The 15,950-nt window shown below is 62.0% G+C and carries 17 protein-coding genes; 6 read left to right on the top strand and 11 right to left on the bottom strand.

Annotated elements, in window-relative coordinates; genetic code table 11:
- The 3 genes from GNZ12_RS36655 to GNZ12_RS36645 form a co-directional block, all read left to right on the top strand.
- Nucleotides 1-1,244: M48 family metallopeptidase (locus tag GNZ12_RS36655; RefSeq protein WP_172316929.1), on the top strand; the 1,244-nt coding region annotated here is incomplete at its 5' end.
- On the top strand, nt 1,241-2,182 hold the full coding sequence (gene rsgA / locus GNZ12_RS36650; protein WP_172316927.1) for a ribosome small subunit-dependent GTPase A: 942 nt from the start codon (nt 1,241-1,243) through the stop codon (nt 2,180-2,182). The genes GNZ12_RS36655 and rsgA, both read left to right, overlap by 4 nt.
- Nucleotides 2,183-2,212: 30 nt before the next feature.
- Nucleotides 2,213-2,533 carry a putative signal transducing protein gene (locus GNZ12_RS36645; protein WP_172316925.1) on the top strand — a complete coding sequence of 107 codons (321 nt, stop codon included), beginning with the start codon at nt 2,213-2,215 and terminating at the stop codon, nt 2,531-2,533.
- A gap of 211 nt (nt 2,534-2,744) precedes the next feature.
- Here GNZ12_RS36645 and GNZ12_RS36640 read toward each other — a convergent pair whose 3' ends face one another.
- The 6 genes from GNZ12_RS36640 to rpsP all read right to left on the bottom strand — a co-directional run bounded on the left by GNZ12_RS36640 (nt 2,745) and on the right by rpsP (nt 7,048).
- A complete protein-coding gene (locus GNZ12_RS36640; protein ID WP_172316923.1) occupies nt 2,745-3,683 on the bottom strand; it encodes a CobD/CbiB family protein in 939 nt (312 codons plus the stop codon).
- A gap of 115 nt (nt 3,684-3,798) precedes the next feature.
- The gene (locus GNZ12_RS36635) at nt 3,799-4,512 is read right to left on the bottom strand and encodes a CoA pyrophosphatase (protein ID WP_172316921.1); all 714 of its coding nucleotides are present in this window, start codon (nt 4,510-4,512) and stop codon (nt 3,799-3,801) included.
- A gap of 93 nt (nt 4,513-4,605) precedes the next feature.
- A complete protein-coding gene (rplS, locus tag GNZ12_RS36630; protein ID WP_012433948.1) occupies nt 4,606-4,995 on the bottom strand; it encodes a 50S ribosomal protein L19 in 390 nt (129 codons plus the stop codon).
- A gap of 155 nt (nt 4,996-5,150) precedes the next feature.
- The gene (trmD, locus tag GNZ12_RS36625; protein ID WP_172316919.1) at nt 5,151-5,918 is read right to left on the bottom strand and encodes a tRNA (guanosine(37)-N1)-methyltransferase TrmD; all 768 of its coding nucleotides are present in this window, start codon (nt 5,916-5,918) and stop codon (nt 5,151-5,153) included.
- 24 nt (nt 5,919-5,942) lie between these two features.
- A complete protein-coding gene (gene rimM, locus GNZ12_RS36620; protein WP_172316917.1) occupies nt 5,943-6,677 on the bottom strand; it encodes a ribosome maturation factor RimM in 735 nt (244 codons plus the stop codon).
- A 116-nt stretch (nt 6,678-6,793) separates the two neighbouring features.
- Complete coding sequence (rpsP, locus tag GNZ12_RS36615) at nt 6,794-7,048, bottom strand: 30S ribosomal protein S16 (protein ID WP_006050280.1); 255 nt, start codon at nt 7,046-7,048, stop codon at nt 6,794-6,796.
- 121 nt (nt 7,049-7,169) lie between these two features.
- Here rpsP and GNZ12_RS36610 point away from each other — a divergent pair, with 121 nt between their 5' ends.
- Both GNZ12_RS36610 and GNZ12_RS36605 read left to right on the top strand, forming a co-directional pair.
- Nucleotides 7,170-8,405: a PQQ-dependent sugar dehydrogenase gene (locus GNZ12_RS36610; RefSeq protein WP_172316915.1), complete on the top strand. Its 1,236-nt coding sequence runs from the start codon at nt 7,170-7,172 to the stop codon at nt 8,403-8,405.
- Between the two features lie 98 nt (nt 8,406-8,503).
- Complete coding sequence (locus tag GNZ12_RS36605; RefSeq protein ID WP_172316913.1) at nt 8,504-8,971, top strand: NINE protein; 468 nt, start codon at nt 8,504-8,506, stop codon at nt 8,969-8,971.
- 16 nt (nt 8,972-8,987) lie between these two features.
- Here GNZ12_RS36605 and GNZ12_RS36600 read toward each other — a convergent pair whose 3' ends face one another.
- On the bottom strand, nt 8,988-10,133 hold the full coding sequence (locus tag GNZ12_RS36600; protein ID WP_172316911.1) for a PA0069 family radical SAM protein: 1,146 nt from the start codon (nt 10,131-10,133) through the stop codon (nt 8,988-8,990).
- 98 nt (nt 10,134-10,231) lie between these two features.
- Nucleotides 10,232-10,720 carry an Lrp/AsnC ligand binding domain-containing protein gene (locus GNZ12_RS36595; RefSeq protein ID WP_007180908.1) on the bottom strand — a complete coding sequence of 163 codons (489 nt, stop codon included), beginning with the start codon at nt 10,718-10,720 and terminating at the stop codon, nt 10,232-10,234.
- A gap of 169 nt (nt 10,721-10,889) precedes the next feature.
- Here GNZ12_RS36595 and GNZ12_RS36590 point away from each other — a divergent pair, with 169 nt between their 5' ends.
- Entirely contained in the window at nt 10,890-12,176 is a 1,287-nt protein-coding gene (locus tag GNZ12_RS36590) for a D-amino acid dehydrogenase (RefSeq protein WP_172316909.1), read from the top strand.
- Between the two features lie 149 nt (nt 12,177-12,325).
- Here the strand turns inward: GNZ12_RS36590 and GNZ12_RS36585 are convergent, their stop codons facing one another.
- From GNZ12_RS36585 to GNZ12_RS36575, 3 genes are all read right to left on the bottom strand, one after another.
- Nucleotides 12,326-14,116, bottom strand: coding sequence for an acyl-CoA dehydrogenase (locus GNZ12_RS36585; protein ID WP_172316907.1), 1,791 nt, complete (start codon nt 14,114-14,116; stop codon nt 12,326-12,328).
- Nucleotides 14,117-14,219: 103 nt separating this feature from the next.
- Nucleotides 14,220-15,155: an electron transfer flavoprotein subunit alpha/FixB family protein gene (locus GNZ12_RS36580; protein ID WP_172316905.1), complete on the bottom strand. Its 936-nt coding sequence runs from the start codon at nt 15,153-15,155 to the stop codon at nt 14,220-14,222.
- Nucleotides 15,156-15,168: 13 nt separating this feature from the next.
- The gene (locus GNZ12_RS36575) at nt 15,169-15,918 is read right to left on the bottom strand and encodes an electron transfer flavoprotein subunit beta/FixA family protein (RefSeq protein ID WP_172316903.1); all 750 of its coding nucleotides are present in this window, start codon (nt 15,916-15,918) and stop codon (nt 15,169-15,171) included.
- Between the last annotated feature and the right edge of the window lie 32 nt (nt 15,919-15,950).

Raw genomic sequence — 15,950 nt, 5'->3', positions numbered from 1 at the left:
TCACTGTTCTGTTCGTCATCGCCGTCGTGGCGATGGTCGGCACCAAACTGTGGCTCGCGTCGCGGCAGATCCGCTTCGTCGCCCGCCATCGCGAGCAGGTGCCGAGCCAGTTTGCCGGCACCATCGCGCTCACCGCGCACCAGCGTGCCGCCGACTACACCGTCGAACGCACGCGGCTGACGATGATCGAGATCGTCGTCGGCGCGGCCGTGCTGATCGGTCTGACGCTGCTGGGCGGCGTGCAGGCGCTCGATCTGGCGATCTCCGACTGGCTTGGCCGCGGCTACGCCGGTCAGATCGCGCTGGTCGCGGCGGTGATCGCGATCACCAGCGCGATCGATCTGCCGTTCGAGTACTACCGGCAATTCGTGGTCGAGCAACGCTTCGGCTTCAACCGGATGAGCAAGGGTATTTTCTTCCTCGACCGTCTCAAGGGCGTCCTGCTTGGCGCCGCGTTCGGCCTGCCGCTGCTGTTCGTCGTGCTGTGGCTGATGACCCAGGCGGGCAGCCTGTGGTGGCTGTGGACGTGGATCGTCTGGGTCGCGTTTCAGCTGCTCGTGCTGGTGCTGTATCCGTCGTTTATCGCACCGCTCTTCAACAAGTTCGAGCCGCTCAAGGACGAAGCGCTGAAAAGCCGTATCGAAGCACTGATGAAACGCTGCGGTTTCGCCGCCAAGGGCCTGTTCGTGATGGACGGCAGCCGCCGTTCGGCGCACGGCAATGCGTATTTCACCGGCTTCGGCGCCGCCAAGCGGATCGTGTTCTTCGACACGCTGCTCGCGCGCCTGTCGGGCAACGAGATCGAAGCGGTGCTCGCGCACGAACTCGGCCACTTCAAGCGCCGTCACGTGATCAAGCGGATGGTCGTCATGTTCGCGATCAGCCTCGCGATGCTCGCCCTGCTCGGCTGGCTGACGCAATGCGTGTGGTTCTATGAAGGACTGGGCGTGCGGCCCTCGCTGATCGGCGGTAATAGCGGCCTCGCGCTGGTGCTGTTCTTCCTCGCGCTGCCGGTGTTCCTGTTCTTCGTCACGCCGCTCGGCAGCCTGAGCTCGCGCAAGCACGAGTTCGAGGCCGACGCCTTCGCCGCGACGCAAACCGATGCGCAAGACCTCGTCAACGCGCTCGTCAAGCTGTATGAGGACAACGCGTCGACCCTGACGCCGGATCCGCTCTACACCGCGTTCTATTACTCGCATCCGCCGGCGTCGCAGCGGATCGACCGCCTGCTGCGGCACGCATGAGCGCCCGCTCCCCGAAAGCGCCGCGCGCGCCGTCCAGCACGCGCGTAGCAGGGCTCGTGATTGCCGCTCATGGGCGCCACTACATGGTCGCGCCGGAAGACGGCAGCCCGATGCTCCAGTGCTTCCCGCGCGGCAAGCGCAGCGAAGTGGCGGTCGGCGATCGCGTGATTTACGAACCGACTTCGGCGGATCAGGGCGTGATCGTCGAGATCGGCGAGCGGCGCAATCTGCTGTATCGCTCGGATCAGTACAAGTCGAAACTCTTTGCTGCGAACCTCGACCAGTTGCTGGTCGTGTTAGCGACCGAGCCGCACTTCAGCGAGGACCTGCTTGGACGGGCGCTGGTTGCCGCTGAGGCGAACGAGCTGAAGCCGTTGATCGTGCTGAACAAGATCGACGTGACCGGTGCGCTGGAGGGTGCGCGCAGGCGGCTCGAGCCGTACCGCGCGCTCGGCTACACCGTGGTCGAAGTGTCGATCAAGACGCAGCCGGATGCCGCGCGACCCGCGTTGCTCGAGCATCTGCAAGGTCACTCAACGCTGCTACTCGGCCAGTCGGGCATGGGCAAATCGACGTTGGTGAATCTGCTGATTCCGGATGCCGAAGTCGCCACGCGTGAGATTTCAACCGCGTTGAACAGCGGGCGGCATACCACCACGTTCACACGGCTCTACCCTTTGCCCGGCGGCGACAGCGGTGCGTTGATCGATTCGCCGGGCTTCCAGGAATTCGGCCTGCATCATCTGACCGAAGGCCGGCTCGAACGCGCATTTCCCGAGTTCCGGCCGTTGCTGCCGAACTGCCGCTTCTACAACTGCCATCATTTGCAGGAGCCGGGCTGCGCGATTCTCGAAGCAGTCGCCGATGGCGGAATCCGGCGCGAACGGCATGCCCTGTATGCGCAACTGGTGCACGAAGCCGGCCAGATCGTGCGCTGATGCGCGCCGCTGCCAACCCATGGATTCACGATGAAATTGATGCGCGCGCCGAATCTGATCATCGGACAGCATTGGGTCAATGTGCTGGCGACGGCAGGCATCGCTTGCGAGTTGCATAACCGTTATCTGAACGGCGCGCTAGGCGATATTCCGGCGGAACAGTGCGCACCGGAGCTGTGGCTTGTCGATGAACGCGACGAGGTGATGGCACGGCGCCTGATCGACGCAGCTTCGCATGGGCCGGCGGCGGGCGCGCCTTCGTGGCAATGCCGACAGTGCGGGGAGACGCTCGAGGCGCAGTTCACGGTGTGCTGGCAGTGTGGGACGGCGCGCAATCCGCTGGATGGTTGAAGCGGTTGGGGCGTAGGCGAACTGCGAAGCGAGCGATCGGGCGCGGGTGACAAACGGTGAAGCGGGTCGGGTGCGGCTGATAGACAGTGAAGCGGCTCGGGCTCAGGTGCTAAGTGGCGAAGCCACCGCAGCGTGAACAATAAAAAAGCCGAGTTCACACTCGGCTTTTCTCTGCGTTGCACTAGTCACACGCTAACTCAAGCGATCCGCATCACGCCAGCCACACCGCGATCGTAAGCATCAGCAACAAAATCATCCACAGCACCACCGCGCGCCACACGAGACCGACCGCCGATTGCAGCGTGCGCGGTGTGCAGTCGTCGCCGACCTGCATCGGGCCACCGTCACCGGTGGCCAGCGCGTCGAGACTCGACGGCTCGGCGAGCGGCCCGCTCAGACGCGCACCCAGCGCCCCACTGCCCGCGGCGAGCAACACCCCGTCGTTCGCATCGGGCCACTGCCGCGCGTGGTTGCGCCATGCATAAATCGCGTCTTCGAAATTACCAACGATCGCAAAGCCCAGCGAGGTCAGTCGCGCCGGCACCCAGTCGATCACAAAAAACGCGCGCTGCGCGAAACTCGAAAACGCGGCGGTACGATCGTCGACCGGCCGCGCCCACGTGCGCGCCAGATACTCGGCAACCCGATACAGCACCGCGCCCGCCGGCCCAACCGGAATCAGAAACCAGAAGAACACGCCGAACACATGCCGGTGCGAGGCCACCACCGCGTGAATCAGTGTATGACGCACGATTTCGCTGACGGGCATGTCGACGGTGTCGAGCCCGGTCCATTCATGCAGGATTTCACGCGCGCGCGGCACATCGTCGTTGTTCAACGCGAGGTGGATATCGGTGAAGTAATGGCTGAACTGCCGGAAGCCGAGCGTGAAGTACAGCACCGCGACGTTCCACAGGAACGCCAGCGCAAAGTGAATGTGATAAAGCACGTAGTAGATGAGCGCGACGGCCAGCGTCCAGGGCACCACCACCACGAGCCACGCAAGCAAGCCATGCTTGGGCTTGCCGGCATCGAATCCGTGCGCCGCCGACTCCGCATGGTATTGAAGCAATGCCGCCACTGGATTGTTCAGCGACAGCGCGCGGACCTGTTCAATAATCAGAGCCAGCAATACGGAGAAAAAAGTCATGCGATGCGCCGTGCTTTTCGAGTTTTTACGATTGTTTTATAACGATAGCACAGGGTCGGATGCGACTGAGCGCAGACGTTGACAAACACCCAACAACTGCACAGTCCGACGCAGCTCACGCCGCGAGAAAGCGATAGAAGTTGCGCAGCATCGCCGCTGTCGCGCCCCAGATGAAATGATGGCCGCCCACCTGATCCTCGCGATCTTCAGACGCCGACGCGGCTCGCGGATAAGGCATGGCGAAGAAGCGCCGCTCGCCGCCCTCGTAACGAAACACGCGTTCTTCGTGATGCGCCGGATCCATCAGAAAAGCGAGCGGCACTTCGAAGACTTCGGCCACTTCGAGTGCATCTACTTTCAACGTGAAAGGCGGATGGACGAGACCGATCACGGGCGACACGCGAAACCCGGTGCCCGTCAGATAGTCGGGCAATGCACCGAGAATTTCAACGCGCGACGGATCAAGTCCGACTTCTTCCTGCGCCTCGCGCAATGCCGTGGCGGTCGAATCTGCGTCGAACGGTTCATGACGGCCGCCGGGAAAGCTCACCTGGCCGGCGTGGTCGTTCAGATGGTCGGCACGTTGGGTCAGCAGCACGGTGAGACCGTTGTCGCGCACGACCAGTGGCACCAGCACGGCGGCAACGCGCGGGTCGGCGCGCACGTCACGCCACGGCACTTCGATAATGGGTTCAGGCGTCCAGCTAAGACGCTGCTTGAAACGCCCACGCAGACCGTCGGGCGTCAGGCGCCCGGCAACGACCGGCGGCAGATCGGCACCCGTCGCTTCGACAGGCAGAGTTTCAGGCTCAAAGGCGGGGCGGGTCAACGGGTCTCTCGGAATGAGCGGATAGGGGACATGCCGCTATTTTGACCTGGCAAACAAAAAAGCACCCGCGAAGGGTGCTTTTTCTTACAGCATTTACGCTTCCGGAGCAGCGCGGTCTTTCTTTGCGACCAGCTTTTCCTTGATTCGAGCCGACTTGCCCGAACGGTCACGCAGGTAGTACAGCTTCGCACGACGCACATCGCCACGACGCTTCACGACGATGCTTGCCAGCAGCGGCGAGTACGTCTGGAACGTACGCTCGACGCCTTCGCCCGACGAAATCTTGCGGACGATGAACGACGAATTCAGACCACGGTTACGCTTGGCGATGACGACGCCTTCGTAAGCCTGAACACGCTTGCGCGTACCTTCAACCACGTTCACGCTGACGATCACCGTATCGCCGGGGGCGAATTCGGGGATGGTCTTCTCGCCGAGGGCGCGGCCGATTTCTTCCTGCTCGAGTATTGCAATCAGATTCATCACTGACTCCTAAGTCCATCTTGTCGGCGTTCGTACCTGCCGCGCGCTGGTTTGACCTGTTGCGCTTGGCTACGGCCCCGATAGAGGATGGGTTCACATCTGGCGCCGTACACGCATGTGCGGCACCGCCTATGTCCGCTCGAAAGACCTAGGCTTTACGCCTTCGACGCTTCCTTCGCGAGACTCGTAAGCCATGCCTCGTCGGCACGGCTCAACATCTTGTTCTTTCTGGCCTTCACGATCAGATCGGGCCGTTTGTTCAACGTATTACGCAAGGCCTCACGCCGACGCCACGCTTCGATTTCCGCATGATGGCCGCCGAGCAGTACATCGGGCACACGCACGCCGTCGTATTCCTCCGGACGCGTGTAATGCGGACAATCCAGCAGTACGTCGACGAAACTGTCCTGCACCGCCGATTGCGAATCGTTCAGCACGCCGGGCAACTGACGCACCACCGCATCCATCAACGCCATGGCCGGCAATTCGCCGCCTGACAGCACGAAGTCGCCGAGGCTGACTTCTTCGTCGACGACACGGTCGAGCAAACGCTGATCGATCGCTTCATAGCGCCCGCACAACAGGATCAGACCAGGCTCGGCCGCGAACTGCATGACACGATCGTGATTCAGCGTGGTGCCTTGCGGCGACATCATCACGACGCGCGACGCGCCGATGCCCTGCTCCGCCTGCGCCGCTTTCGCCGCGCCGATCGCGTCTTCCAGGGGCTTGGCCAGCATGACCATGCCGGGGCCGCCGCCGTAGGGGCGATCGTCGATTGTGCGGTAGTTGTCCGTAGTGAAATCGCGGGGATTCCACGTGCGCAACCCGTAGCGCTCCTGCTTCGCCGCACGGCTGGTGATGCCCCAGTCGGTCAGCGCACGAAACATGTCAGGAAAGAGCGTCACGACATCGAACTGCATCGCTCTCTCCAGTCAGCGAGTTATTTAGTAATCGGCTTCCCAGTCGACGATGATCTGCTTCGCCGCCTGATCCACCGTTTTGACAAAGACGCCGACGAACGGGATCAAGCGCTCGCCGGTCACCGGCTTACCGTTTTTATCGGTATCCGGATATTCGATACGCAACACCGAGTGCGCACCGTTGTCGATCATGTCTGCAACCTTGCCGAGGTTGACCCCGGCAACGTTCACCACATCCAGGCCGAGCAGGTCCACCCAGTAGAATTCGTCGGCTTCGAGGGCCGGAAATTCGCTGCGGCTGATATAAACGCGCGTGCCACGCATTGCCAGTGCCACATCACGGTCAGTTACGCCGCCCAGATGGGCAACGATACTGTCGCTATGCGTTTTTGCCTGTAATGACGGCGCCGACTTGCGCTCGTGGCCTTTCAGCAACCACCAGCGCTTCGCGCTTAGCAACGCGTCTCCGCCGTGCCCGGCATCCGCATGCGCGGCTACCTTGACCCAGCCTTTGAGGCCGTAAGCGTCGACGATCGCACCGACCTCGACCGCATCGGCCGGCCAGCTTTCCACCGTTTCCGCGCGCATACCTGCTGCGTTGGAACCGGCGCTTGCAACTTCGGCTTTCGCCTTGCCTTCGGCTCGTTCGACCGGCTTGCGGACGAATGCACCGAACGGCCCCTGATCAGACGTCTTCGCGCGCGGGGCGGCTGCTTTTGCCTTTACGCGATCAGAACCACCGGAATCACGCCCAGACATAAGAGAACCTCGCTGCCAACTTCGACGTCTGCTTCAGTAAAACTCGCGCATCGGACTGCTCACGCAAGCTGCGTGGCCGCCGGCCGAACCGACGACGATACGCATCCTAGCTACCATTAAGCAGCCGGCTGCGCCTTTTGCGCTTCTTTCACGAGACGCTCGACGGTCGGCGACAGTTGTGCGCCAACGCCTTGCCAGTACGTCAGGCGGTCTTGAGCGATACGCAGCGACTCACCCTTCGTAGCGACCGGGTTGTAGAAACCAACGCGTTCGATGAAGCGGCCGTCACGACGGTTACGCGAATCGGTTGCGACGATGTTGTAGAACGGGCGCTTCTTGGAGCCGCCACGAGCCAAGCGGATGATGACCATACTAGAATCCTTGAAAACCGGGGTTCGGAACGACTGAAACACGCGATTATAGCGGGAAACCGACGCCATAACAAACACTTACGGGGATAAACTGAGCGACGGGGTTGTCCCTGCCATACAGATGAGGACCCCGGACCACGCCGAAACGCCCGAACTACCTGACGGAGCGCCCGTGAAACTCCTGCCACCGCCTGCGGTTTTTTTCGCTTCTTTCGTCGTCTTTCGGCGCGTTGCCAGCTTTTCGCGCTCCGTCCGCGTTCAGGCCCTGCGAGCAGGCGCGGCGTTGTTGCTCGCCGCCACTGCCCTGCCGGCGCTAGCCGCGCTGCCGATCGAGCGTATCAAACTGCCGCCGGGCTTCCATATCGAAGTCCTGTCGGACGAGGTGCCGAGCGCGCGGGGGATGGCGCTCTCGCCGAAGGGCATTCTTTATATAGGCAGCCTCGACGGCCACGTCTACGCGCTCGAATTGCAAAATGGACGCGTGACGGCTCGCCACGTGATCGCCTCCGGCCTGGAAACGCCTGCGGGCGTGGCGTGGCGGAACGGCGCGCTGTATGTGTCCGCAGTGTCGAAAATTCTACGCTACGACGCGATCGATACCCATCTGAACGACCCGCCCAAGCCCGCCATCGTCACCGACACACTGCCGACAGAGACTCATCATGGCTGGAAATTCATCGCCTTCGGGCCGGATGGCAAGCTGTATGTGCCCCAAGGCGCGCCCTGCAACGTCTGCCTGACAGACCGCAACCGCTTTGGGCTAATCGGCCGCATGAACCCGGACGGCAGTCATTATGAAGTCGTGGCGCGCGGTGTTCGTAATACGGTCGGCTTCGCGTGGCACCCTGTGACGCATGAGTTGTGGTTCACCGACAACGGCCGCGACATGATGGGCGACGACGTGCCGGACGACAAGCTCAACTACGCGCCACGCGTCGGCATGGACTTTGGCTTTCCATATTGCCATGGCGGCGACACGCCCGACCCCGAATTCGGCAAAGACCATCCGTGCAGCGCCTTCACGCCGCCGGTTGTCAAACTCGGTGCGCACGTCGCCTCGCTCGGCATGCGTTTTTACAGCGGCTCGATGTTTCCGGCCGCGTATCGAAACACTATTTTTATCGCCGAACACGGTTCGTGGAATCGCAGCACGAAAGTCGGCTACCGGGTCGTGCGGGTGATCACCAACCCGGACGGCAGCAACGCGCATCAGGAAGTCTTTGCCGAAGGCTGGCTCCAACCGGGCGAAGCGGTGTGGGGCCGCCCGGTCGACGTCCAACCGATGCCCGATGGTTCGCTCCTGATCAGCGACGACTACGCCGGCGCGGTCTACCGCGTGACCTATTCAGCGCCTTAGCCTTCGCCGTAAGCGCGCCGCGGGCGTAGAATGCGCGTCGGTCCGTGCCCACCGGCGCACCGCTCCTTTCGACCGTCTGTCACTCTGCTCTCGCCTACATGTCCACCCTTGCTTCGACTTCCTTGCGTTTCAGATCCAAGACGATTACTGCCGCGCTGGCGTTCTTCTTCGGCAGCCTTGGCGCCCACCGTTTCTACTTGTACGGCACGCGCGACATTTACGGCTGGGCCCATCTGCTAGGTACGCTGATCGGCATTCCTGGCGCCATGCTGGTGGTGGCAAGCGAGCGGGCCTCGATGCTCGGCTGGGTACTCGCTTTTTTCGGCGCCGTTTCGCTGCTCTCCGCCTTTCTGGCGGCGATTGTCTACGGCCTGCGGCCGGATGAAAAATGGGACGCGCAGTTCAACGCGCAAACCCAGCGCAAAAGCCGCTCTGGCTGGACCGTCATTTTCATCGTGATCTTTTCGCTGCTGATCGGCGCGTTCCTGCTGATGACGGGCCTCGCGATCTCGTTCCAGACTTACTTTGAAGGCCAGGTACAAGCCGCCAAAGCGCTGTCGCAATAACCTGACGCGCGCCACGCTAAAAAAGCCTCATCTGCGGATTCTCGCGTGGCGGCGGTTCAGCACGCACCGGCTCGACCCGGCGAAAATGCGACATATCCAGAATGCCGCGATCGCGCCGGTTCAACCCGAGCCGGCGCACAGCGTTGTGGAAGCGCTGCTTCAGCAGGTCCGCCCACAGTCCCTCCCCCTTCATTCGGGTGGAAAAGTTCGAGTCGTAGTCTTTCCCGCCCCGCATATCGCGGACGCGACTCATCACCCGGTCAGCCCGATCGGGAAAATGCGCCGCGAGCCAATCCTTGAATAGTGGTGCGACTTCCCACGGCAAGCGCAACACGATGTAGCTCGCGTTGCATGCACCGGCTTCCGCACAAGCTTCCAGCACGCGCTCCATGTCCGGCTCGGTGACGAACGGAATCACCGGCGCGATACTGACGCCAACGGGAATGCCCGCCTCGGTCAACGTACGGATCGTGCGCAATCGGCGCGACGGCGTGGCCGCACGCGGTTCAAGCGTGCGCGCGATACCCGCATCCAGCGTGGTGATCGTAATGGCCGCCATGAACTGCCCGCGCGCTGCCATGGGTGCGAGCAGATCGAGATCGCGCTCGATCAGCGACGATTTGGTGATCGCCGCGAACGGATGGCCCCGCTCGCTGAGCACTTCGATCACCCGCCGCGTCAGCCGCAAATCGCGCTCGACGGGCTGCCAGGCATCCGTATTGACGCCGAGCGCAATCGGCTCGGGCACATAGGACTTCTTCGACAACTCGCGCTCGAGCAACTCCGGCGCATTGACCTTCGCGTAGATGCGGCTTTCGAAGTCGAGCCCCGGTGAGAGCCCCAGATAACTATGTGTAGGCCGCGCGAAGCAGTAAATACAGCCATGTTCGCAGCCCCGATACGGGTTCAGCGACACGCTGAACGGAATATCCGGAGACGCATTACGCGTGAGAATGGTCTTGGCGCGCTCTTCGAAAACCTGCGTGCGCAAGGCCTTGGGCTCGCCGTCTGCTTCCGGCGACGAAAGCCAGCCGTCGTCCACCACTTCGCGCTGGTCGACTTCGTAACGGCCTTGCAGGTTCGTCACCGCGCCGCGCCCCTTGCGGGGCGTGGGTGGAGCGATCGGAAATTCGTTAGCGGAATGGATGTCGGAATCGGTCACGGCTGGAGCACGCAAAAACAGAAACGGCGCAAAACACCTGTATAAATATACAGTGTTTACGCCGTTTGTCGAGTCCAGCTACGTCCCTGCCGCGCGAGCTAATCGCCAACCGCGATCGTCAGCGTCTCCTTGATCTCTTCCATCACCACATAGCTCTTCGACTGCACCGCGCCGGGCAGTTGCAGCAGGATGTCGCCCAGCAGCTTACGGTAGTCGGCCATTTCGCCGATGCGCGCCTTGATCAGATAGTCGAAGTCGCCCGAGACGAGGTGGCACTCCAGCACCTCGGGGATCTTCTGCACTTCACGGCGGAACTGGTCGAACATGTTTCCGCTTTTGTGATCGAGCGTGATCTCGACGAACACCAGCAGCGCCGCGCCCAGTTCAGCCGGGTTCACGCGCGCGTGATAGCCCGTGATCACACCGTCGCGCTCCATTCGCTTAACGCGCTCGATGCAGGGCGTAACCGACAGCCCCACCTGCTCGGCGAGGTCTTTCATCGCCATCCGGCCGTCCTGCTGCAAGAGCCGCAGGATCTTGTGATCGAGTTTGTCGAGGGCCCGGACCGGTTGGCGCTGTGTACGCATAGTGTTTTTGCTGAAAATCTTGAAAATACAATAACAAAACCTACCTGACTGTTAATAGTATAGCGGTTAACACTGGGCGATCCGCGTTACACCTCGTTAATCGAACGAATTCCAACGAATCCACGAGCGCGGCGCCCTCAGAACTCTTATTGAATATCCTGGAGCAGCTATGCGAGTCGTCGTTTTGGGCAGTGGCGTCGTCGGGGTGACGAGTGCTTATTATCTGGCGCGTGCCGGTCACGAAGTCACGGTGATCGACCGCGAGGCCGGCCCGGCGCTCGAAACCAGCTTTGCCAATGCCGGCCAGATCTCGCCGGGCTATGCGTCGCCATGGGCGGCGCCGGGCGTGCCGCTGAAGGCGGTCAAGTGGATGTTCCAGAAGCATGCGCCGCTGGCGATCCGCCTCGACGGCACGCAATTCCAGTTGCAATGGATGTGGCAGATGCTGCAGAACTGCACGTCGTCGCGTTATGCGGTGAACAAGGGCCGCATGGTCCGCCTCGCCGAATACAGCCGCGATTGTTTGCAAGCGCTGCGCGCCGAAACCGGCATCCAGTACGAAGGCCGCACGGGCGGCACGCTGCAGGTATTCCGCACGCAACAGCAGTTCGACGGCGCCGCGAAAGACATCGCCGTGCTGCAGGAAGCCAACGTGCCGTATGAACTGCTATCGCCGGCCGAACTCGCGCAAGCTGAACCGGCCCTCGCCGCGGTCTCACACAAACTGACGGGCGGTCTGCGCCTGCCGGGCGACGAAACCGGCGACTGCCAGATGTTCACCACGCGCCTCGCCGCGCTCGCCGAGCAACTGGGCGTCAAGTTCCGCTACAACACGCCGATCGACGCACTCGCCATGGCGGGCGACCGTATCGCCGGCGTGCAATGCGGCGCTGAACTGGTGCGCGCGGATTCGTTCGTTGTCGCGCTCGGTTCGTACTCGACGAAATTCCTGTCCGGCCTCGTGAAGATTCCGGTCTACCCGCTCAAGGGCTATTCGATCACCGCGCCGATCGTCAATAAAGCAGCGGCGCCGATTTCCACCGTGCTAGACGAGACCTACAAGATCGCGATCACGCGCTTTGACGACCGGATTCGCGTCGGCGGCATGGCGGAGATCGTCGGCTTCGACAAGTCGTTGCGCCAGGCACGCCGCGAAACGCTGGAACTGTGCGTGAACGATCTGTTCCCGGGCGGCGGCGATACGACGAAGGCCAGCTTCTGGACCGGCCTGCGTCCGATGACGCCGGATGGCACGCCGATCGTCGGCCGCACCCCTGTGCCGAACCTGTTCCTGAACACGGGTCACGGCACGCTGGGCTGGACGATGTCGTGTGGCTCGGGCCAATTGCTGGCCGATGTGATGTCGGGCAAGCAGCCGGTGATCAAGGCGGATGATCTGTCGGTGCATCGCTATCTCGGCGAGATCGGCGGTGCGCATCGTCCGGCTTATGCGTAAGGTTTAATGTTTTAACGCTTCGCGAGCGGTTGCGCCGGTTCGTCATCCCAGACAGACCGGCCTGACAAAAGCAAACGGCGCCTCACAAGGCGCCGTTTGCTTTTTTCGCACGAGCTTTCGCTAATTGGCTCGAGAGAAGAAGTGCAATATCAGAACTGATCTTCCGACAACGCCAGCACGCTCTCCCCACCCTTCGCGCTAACGATCGACGCTTCCAACGCCGAAGCCAGCGGCAGCACATGCTCGGCATAGAACTGCGCCGTCGCGATCTTCGCGCCGTAGAACGACGGATCCTCGTCGCGCTTTTCAGCCGCCACGAGCAACGCACGAGCCATCTGCCAGCCGCCCAGCACAACGCCCGCCAACTTCAGATACGGCACGCTGCCGGCGAACACCGCGTTCGGATCGCTCTTCGTGTTGGCGACAACAAAATCGACCGCCGCGCTCAACGAGCGATGACCCTGCGCCAGATACGTCTTCATCGAATCGAACGCAGCGCCTTGTTGCGCGCCGAGCGCCTCGATCGTTTCCGCGACACCGGCCAGCAGCGACTTCGCGACCTTGCCACCGTCGCGCACCGTCTTGCGGCCGATCAGGTCGTTGGCCTGAATCGCGGTCGTCCCTTCGTAAATCGGCAGAATGCGCGCGTCGCGGTAGTACTGCGCGGCGCCCGTTTCTTCGATGAAGCCCATGCCACCGTGCACCTGCACGCCGAGGCTCGTCACGTCGATCGACAGCTCCGTGCTCCAGCCCTTCACGATCGGCACGAGGTATTCGTAGATCGCCTGATGTTCAGCGCGTTTCGCTTCATCAGGATGACGATGCGCGATATCGCTGTGAGCCGCGGCGACATACGCCAACGCGCGCGATGCTTCCGTAAGGCCACGCATCGTCGCGAGCATGCGGCGCACGTCCGGGTGTTGAATGATCGCCACCGATTGTTTCGCGGAGCCATCCACCGGCCGGCTTTGCACGCGATCCTTCGCATACGCGACGGCCTTCTGATACGCGCGATCCGACATGGCAACACCCTGCATGCCCACCGCGAAACGCGCCGCGTTCATCATGATGAACATGTATTCGAGGCCGCGATTTTCTTCGCCGATCAGATGCCCGATCGCGCCGCCGTGATCGCCAAATTGCAGCACCGCGGTCGGGCTCGCCTTGATGCCGAGCTTGTGTTCAATCGACACGCAATGGACGTCATTGCGCTCGCCGGGCGAGCCTTCTTCGTTGATGAGAAACTTCGGCACGATGAAGAGCGAAATGCCCTTCACGCCTTCCGGTGCATTCGGCGTGCGCGCCAGCACGAGATGGGCGATGTTCTTCGCCATGTCGTGCTCGCCCCACGTGATGAAAATCTTCGTGCCAAACAGCTTGAACGAACCGTCACCTTGCGGCTCCGCGCGCGTGCGCACCAGCGCGAGATCGGAGCCGGCTTGCGGCTCGGTCAGGTTCATCGTGCCGGTCCAAACGCCTGCAATCAGCTTGGGCACGTAGGTTTGCTTCTGCTCTTCGCTGCCCGCCGTGAGCAGCGCCTCGATGGCCCCATCCGTGAGCAGCGGGCACAGCGCGAACGACAGGTTCGACGCGTTCAGCATCTCGATACAGGCTGTGGCGATCAGCTTGGGCAGGCCCTGGCCTTCATACTCGACCGGATGTTGCACGCCTTGCCAGCCGCCTTCGCCAAACTGGCGGAATGCGTCCTTGAAACCGGGCGTTGCGGTGACCACGCCGTCTTTCCAGCTGCTCGGATTGCGATCGCCTTCAACGTTCAGCGGCGCCAGCACTTCGCCGCACAGTTTCGCCGATTCTTCGAGCACGGCCTGAGCCGTGTCGAGGTTCGCATCTTCGAAGCCCGGCAGCGTCGCGATATCTTCGAGACCGGCCAGTTCTTTCATCACGAACAGCATGTCCTTGATGGGCGCCGTATAGCTCATTTCAGTTCTCCTCCTGCCTTTCGATATAAAAAAGGGCGCCGGACTTGATAGGTCCCACGCCCTTTCGTGTGCTGCCAGACGCCTTTTACCGGCGCTGCGGCGCTTAGCCGAGCTCGTTCACAAGTTCCGGCACGAGCGTGAACAGATCGCCCACCAGACCATAATCGGCGACGCTGAAAATCGGCGCTTCCGGGTCCTTGTTGATGGCGACGATCACCTTCGAGTCTTTCATGCCGGCCAGATGCTGGATCGCACCCGAGATACCGACCGCCACATACAGTTGCGGCGCGACGATCTTGCCGGTCTGGCCGACCTGATAGTCGTTCGGCACGAAGCCTGCATCGACGGCTGCGCGCGATGCGCCCAGCGCTGCGTTCAGCTTGTCAGCCAGCGGCTCCAGAATCTTGGTGTAGTTCTCGCCATTGCCCAGACCACGGCCACCGGAAACGATGATCTTCGCCGACGTCAGTTCCGGACGATCCAGCTTCGTCACTTCACGGCTCACGAATTGCGAGAGGCCCGTGTCGGCTGCCGCTTCGATCTTCTCGACGGTTGCGCTACCGCCTTCTGCTGCCACCGGGTCGAAACCGGTCGTGCGGACCGTGATGACCTTGATCGGATCAGCCGATTGCACCGTCGCGATCGCGTTACCCGCGTAGATCGGGCGCTCGAACGTGTCGGCGCTGTCCACTGCGGTGATGTCGCTGATCTGCGCGACGTCGAGCTTCGCGGCGATACGCGGCGCGATGTTCTTGCCGTAGGCAGTCGCCGGCGCGAGGATGTGCGTGTAGTCCTTCGCGATGTTCATCACGGTTGCCTGGATGTTTTCCGCCAGGCCCGCTTCGAGTTGCGCCGCGTCGGCCAGCAGCACCTTCGCAACACCTGCAATCTTTGCTGCCGCATCCGCCGCAGCCTGTGCGTTGTGCCCTGCGACCAGCACGTGAATATCGCCACCGATCTTCTGCGCGGCTGCAATCGTGTTCAGCGTCGCGGCCTTGATCGACGCGTTATCGTGTTCTGCAATTACCAGATTCGTCATTTCGTCCGTCTCCTTACAGCACCTTGGCTTCGGTCTTCAGCTTCTCGACCAGCGTCTTCACATCCGGCACCTTTACACCGGCGGAGCGCTTCGGCGGCTCAACGACTTTCAGCGTCTTCAGGCGCGGCGTCACATCAACGCCGAGGTCTTCCGGCTTGATGACTTCCAGCGGTTTTTTCTTCGCCTTCATGATGTTCGGCAACGTGACGTAGCGCGGCTCGTTCAGGCGCAGGTCGGTCGTGATCACAGCCGGCAGGCTCAGCGACAGCGTTTCCGCGCCACCGTCGACTTCGCGCGAAACCGTAGCCTTACCGTCGGCCACGACAACCTTCGAGGCGAACGTGGCTTGCGGCAGGTTAGCCAGCGCAGCCAGCATCTGGCCGGTCTGGTTCGAATCGTCGTCGATAGCCTGCTTGCCGAGGATGACCAGTTGCGGCTGCTCCTTGTCGACCAGCGCTTTGAGCAGCTTGGCGACCGCCAGCGGCTGCAGGTCTTCGCCCGACTCGATCAGGATCGCGCGGTCCGCGCCGATCGCCAGCGCCGTGCGCAGCGTTTCCTGCGCTTGCGTGACACCCGCCGACACGGCGATCACTTCGGTCGCCACGCCCGCTTCCCTCAGACGAACAGCTTCTTCAACCGCGATTTCGTCGAACGGATTCATCGACATCTTCACGTTCGCGATGTCGACGCCCGTGCCGTCCGATTTCACTCGAACTTTCACGTTGTAATCGACCACTCTCTTGACTGGCACCAGGATTTTCATGCACACGCTCCAAAGTTACGAATACGTCAACC

The sequence above is a fragment of the Paraburkholderia solitsugae genome, from assembly GCF_013177695.1.
Taxonomy (GTDB): Bacteria; Pseudomonadota; Gammaproteobacteria; order Burkholderiales; family Burkholderiaceae; genus Paraburkholderia; species Paraburkholderia solitsugae.
The sequence above is the reverse complement of the archived record's forward strand: the minus strand, read 5'-3'. Positions and strand labels throughout refer to the sequence as shown.

Excerpts from the sequence above, each read along its gene's own strand:
- rsgA (WP_172316927.1), top strand. The coding sequence starts at position 1,241 with ATGAGCGCCCGCTCCCCGAAAGCGCCGCGCGCGCCGTCCAGCACGCGC.
- GNZ12_RS36645 (WP_172316925.1), top strand. The coding sequence starts at position 2,213 with ATGAAATTGATGCGCGCGCCGAATCTGATCATCGGACAGCATTGGGTC.
- GNZ12_RS36640 (WP_172316923.1), bottom strand. The coding sequence starts at position 3,683 with ATGACTTTTTTCTCCGTATTGCTGGCTCTGATTATTGAACAGGTCCGC.
- rplS (WP_012433948.1), bottom strand. The coding sequence starts at position 4,995 with ATGAATCTGATTGCAATACTCGAGCAGGAAGAAATCGGCCGCGCCCTC.
- trmD (WP_172316919.1), bottom strand. The coding sequence starts at position 5,918 with ATGCAGTTCGATGTCGTGACGCTCTTTCCTGACATGTTTCGTGCGCTG.
- rimM (WP_172316917.1), bottom strand. The coding sequence starts at position 6,677 with ATGTCTGGGCGTGATTCCGGTGGTTCTGATCGCGTAAAGGCAAAAGCA.
- rpsP (WP_006050280.1), bottom strand. The coding sequence starts at position 7,048 with ATGGTCATCATCCGCTTGGCTCGTGGCGGCTCCAAGAAGCGCCCGTTC.
- GNZ12_RS36610 (WP_172316915.1), top strand. The coding sequence starts at position 7,170 with ATGAGGACCCCGGACCACGCCGAAACGCCCGAACTACCTGACGGAGCG.
- GNZ12_RS36605 (WP_172316913.1), top strand. The coding sequence starts at position 8,504 with ATGTCCACCCTTGCTTCGACTTCCTTGCGTTTCAGATCCAAGACGATT.
- GNZ12_RS36595 (WP_007180908.1), bottom strand. The coding sequence starts at position 10,720 with ATGCGTACACAGCGCCAACCGGTCCGGGCCCTCGACAAACTCGATCAC.
- GNZ12_RS36590 (WP_172316909.1), top strand. The coding sequence starts at position 10,890 with ATGCGAGTCGTCGTTTTGGGCAGTGGCGTCGTCGGGGTGACGAGTGCT.
- GNZ12_RS36585 (WP_172316907.1), bottom strand. The coding sequence starts at position 14,116 with ATGAGCTATACGGCGCCCATCAAGGACATGCTGTTCGTGATGAAAGAA.
- GNZ12_RS36580 (WP_172316905.1), bottom strand. The coding sequence starts at position 15,155 with ATGACGAATCTGGTAATTGCAGAACACGATAACGCGTCGATCAAGGCC.
- GNZ12_RS36575 (WP_172316903.1), bottom strand. The coding sequence starts at position 15,918 with ATGAAAATCCTGGTGCCAGTCAAGAGAGTGGTCGATTACAACGTGAAA.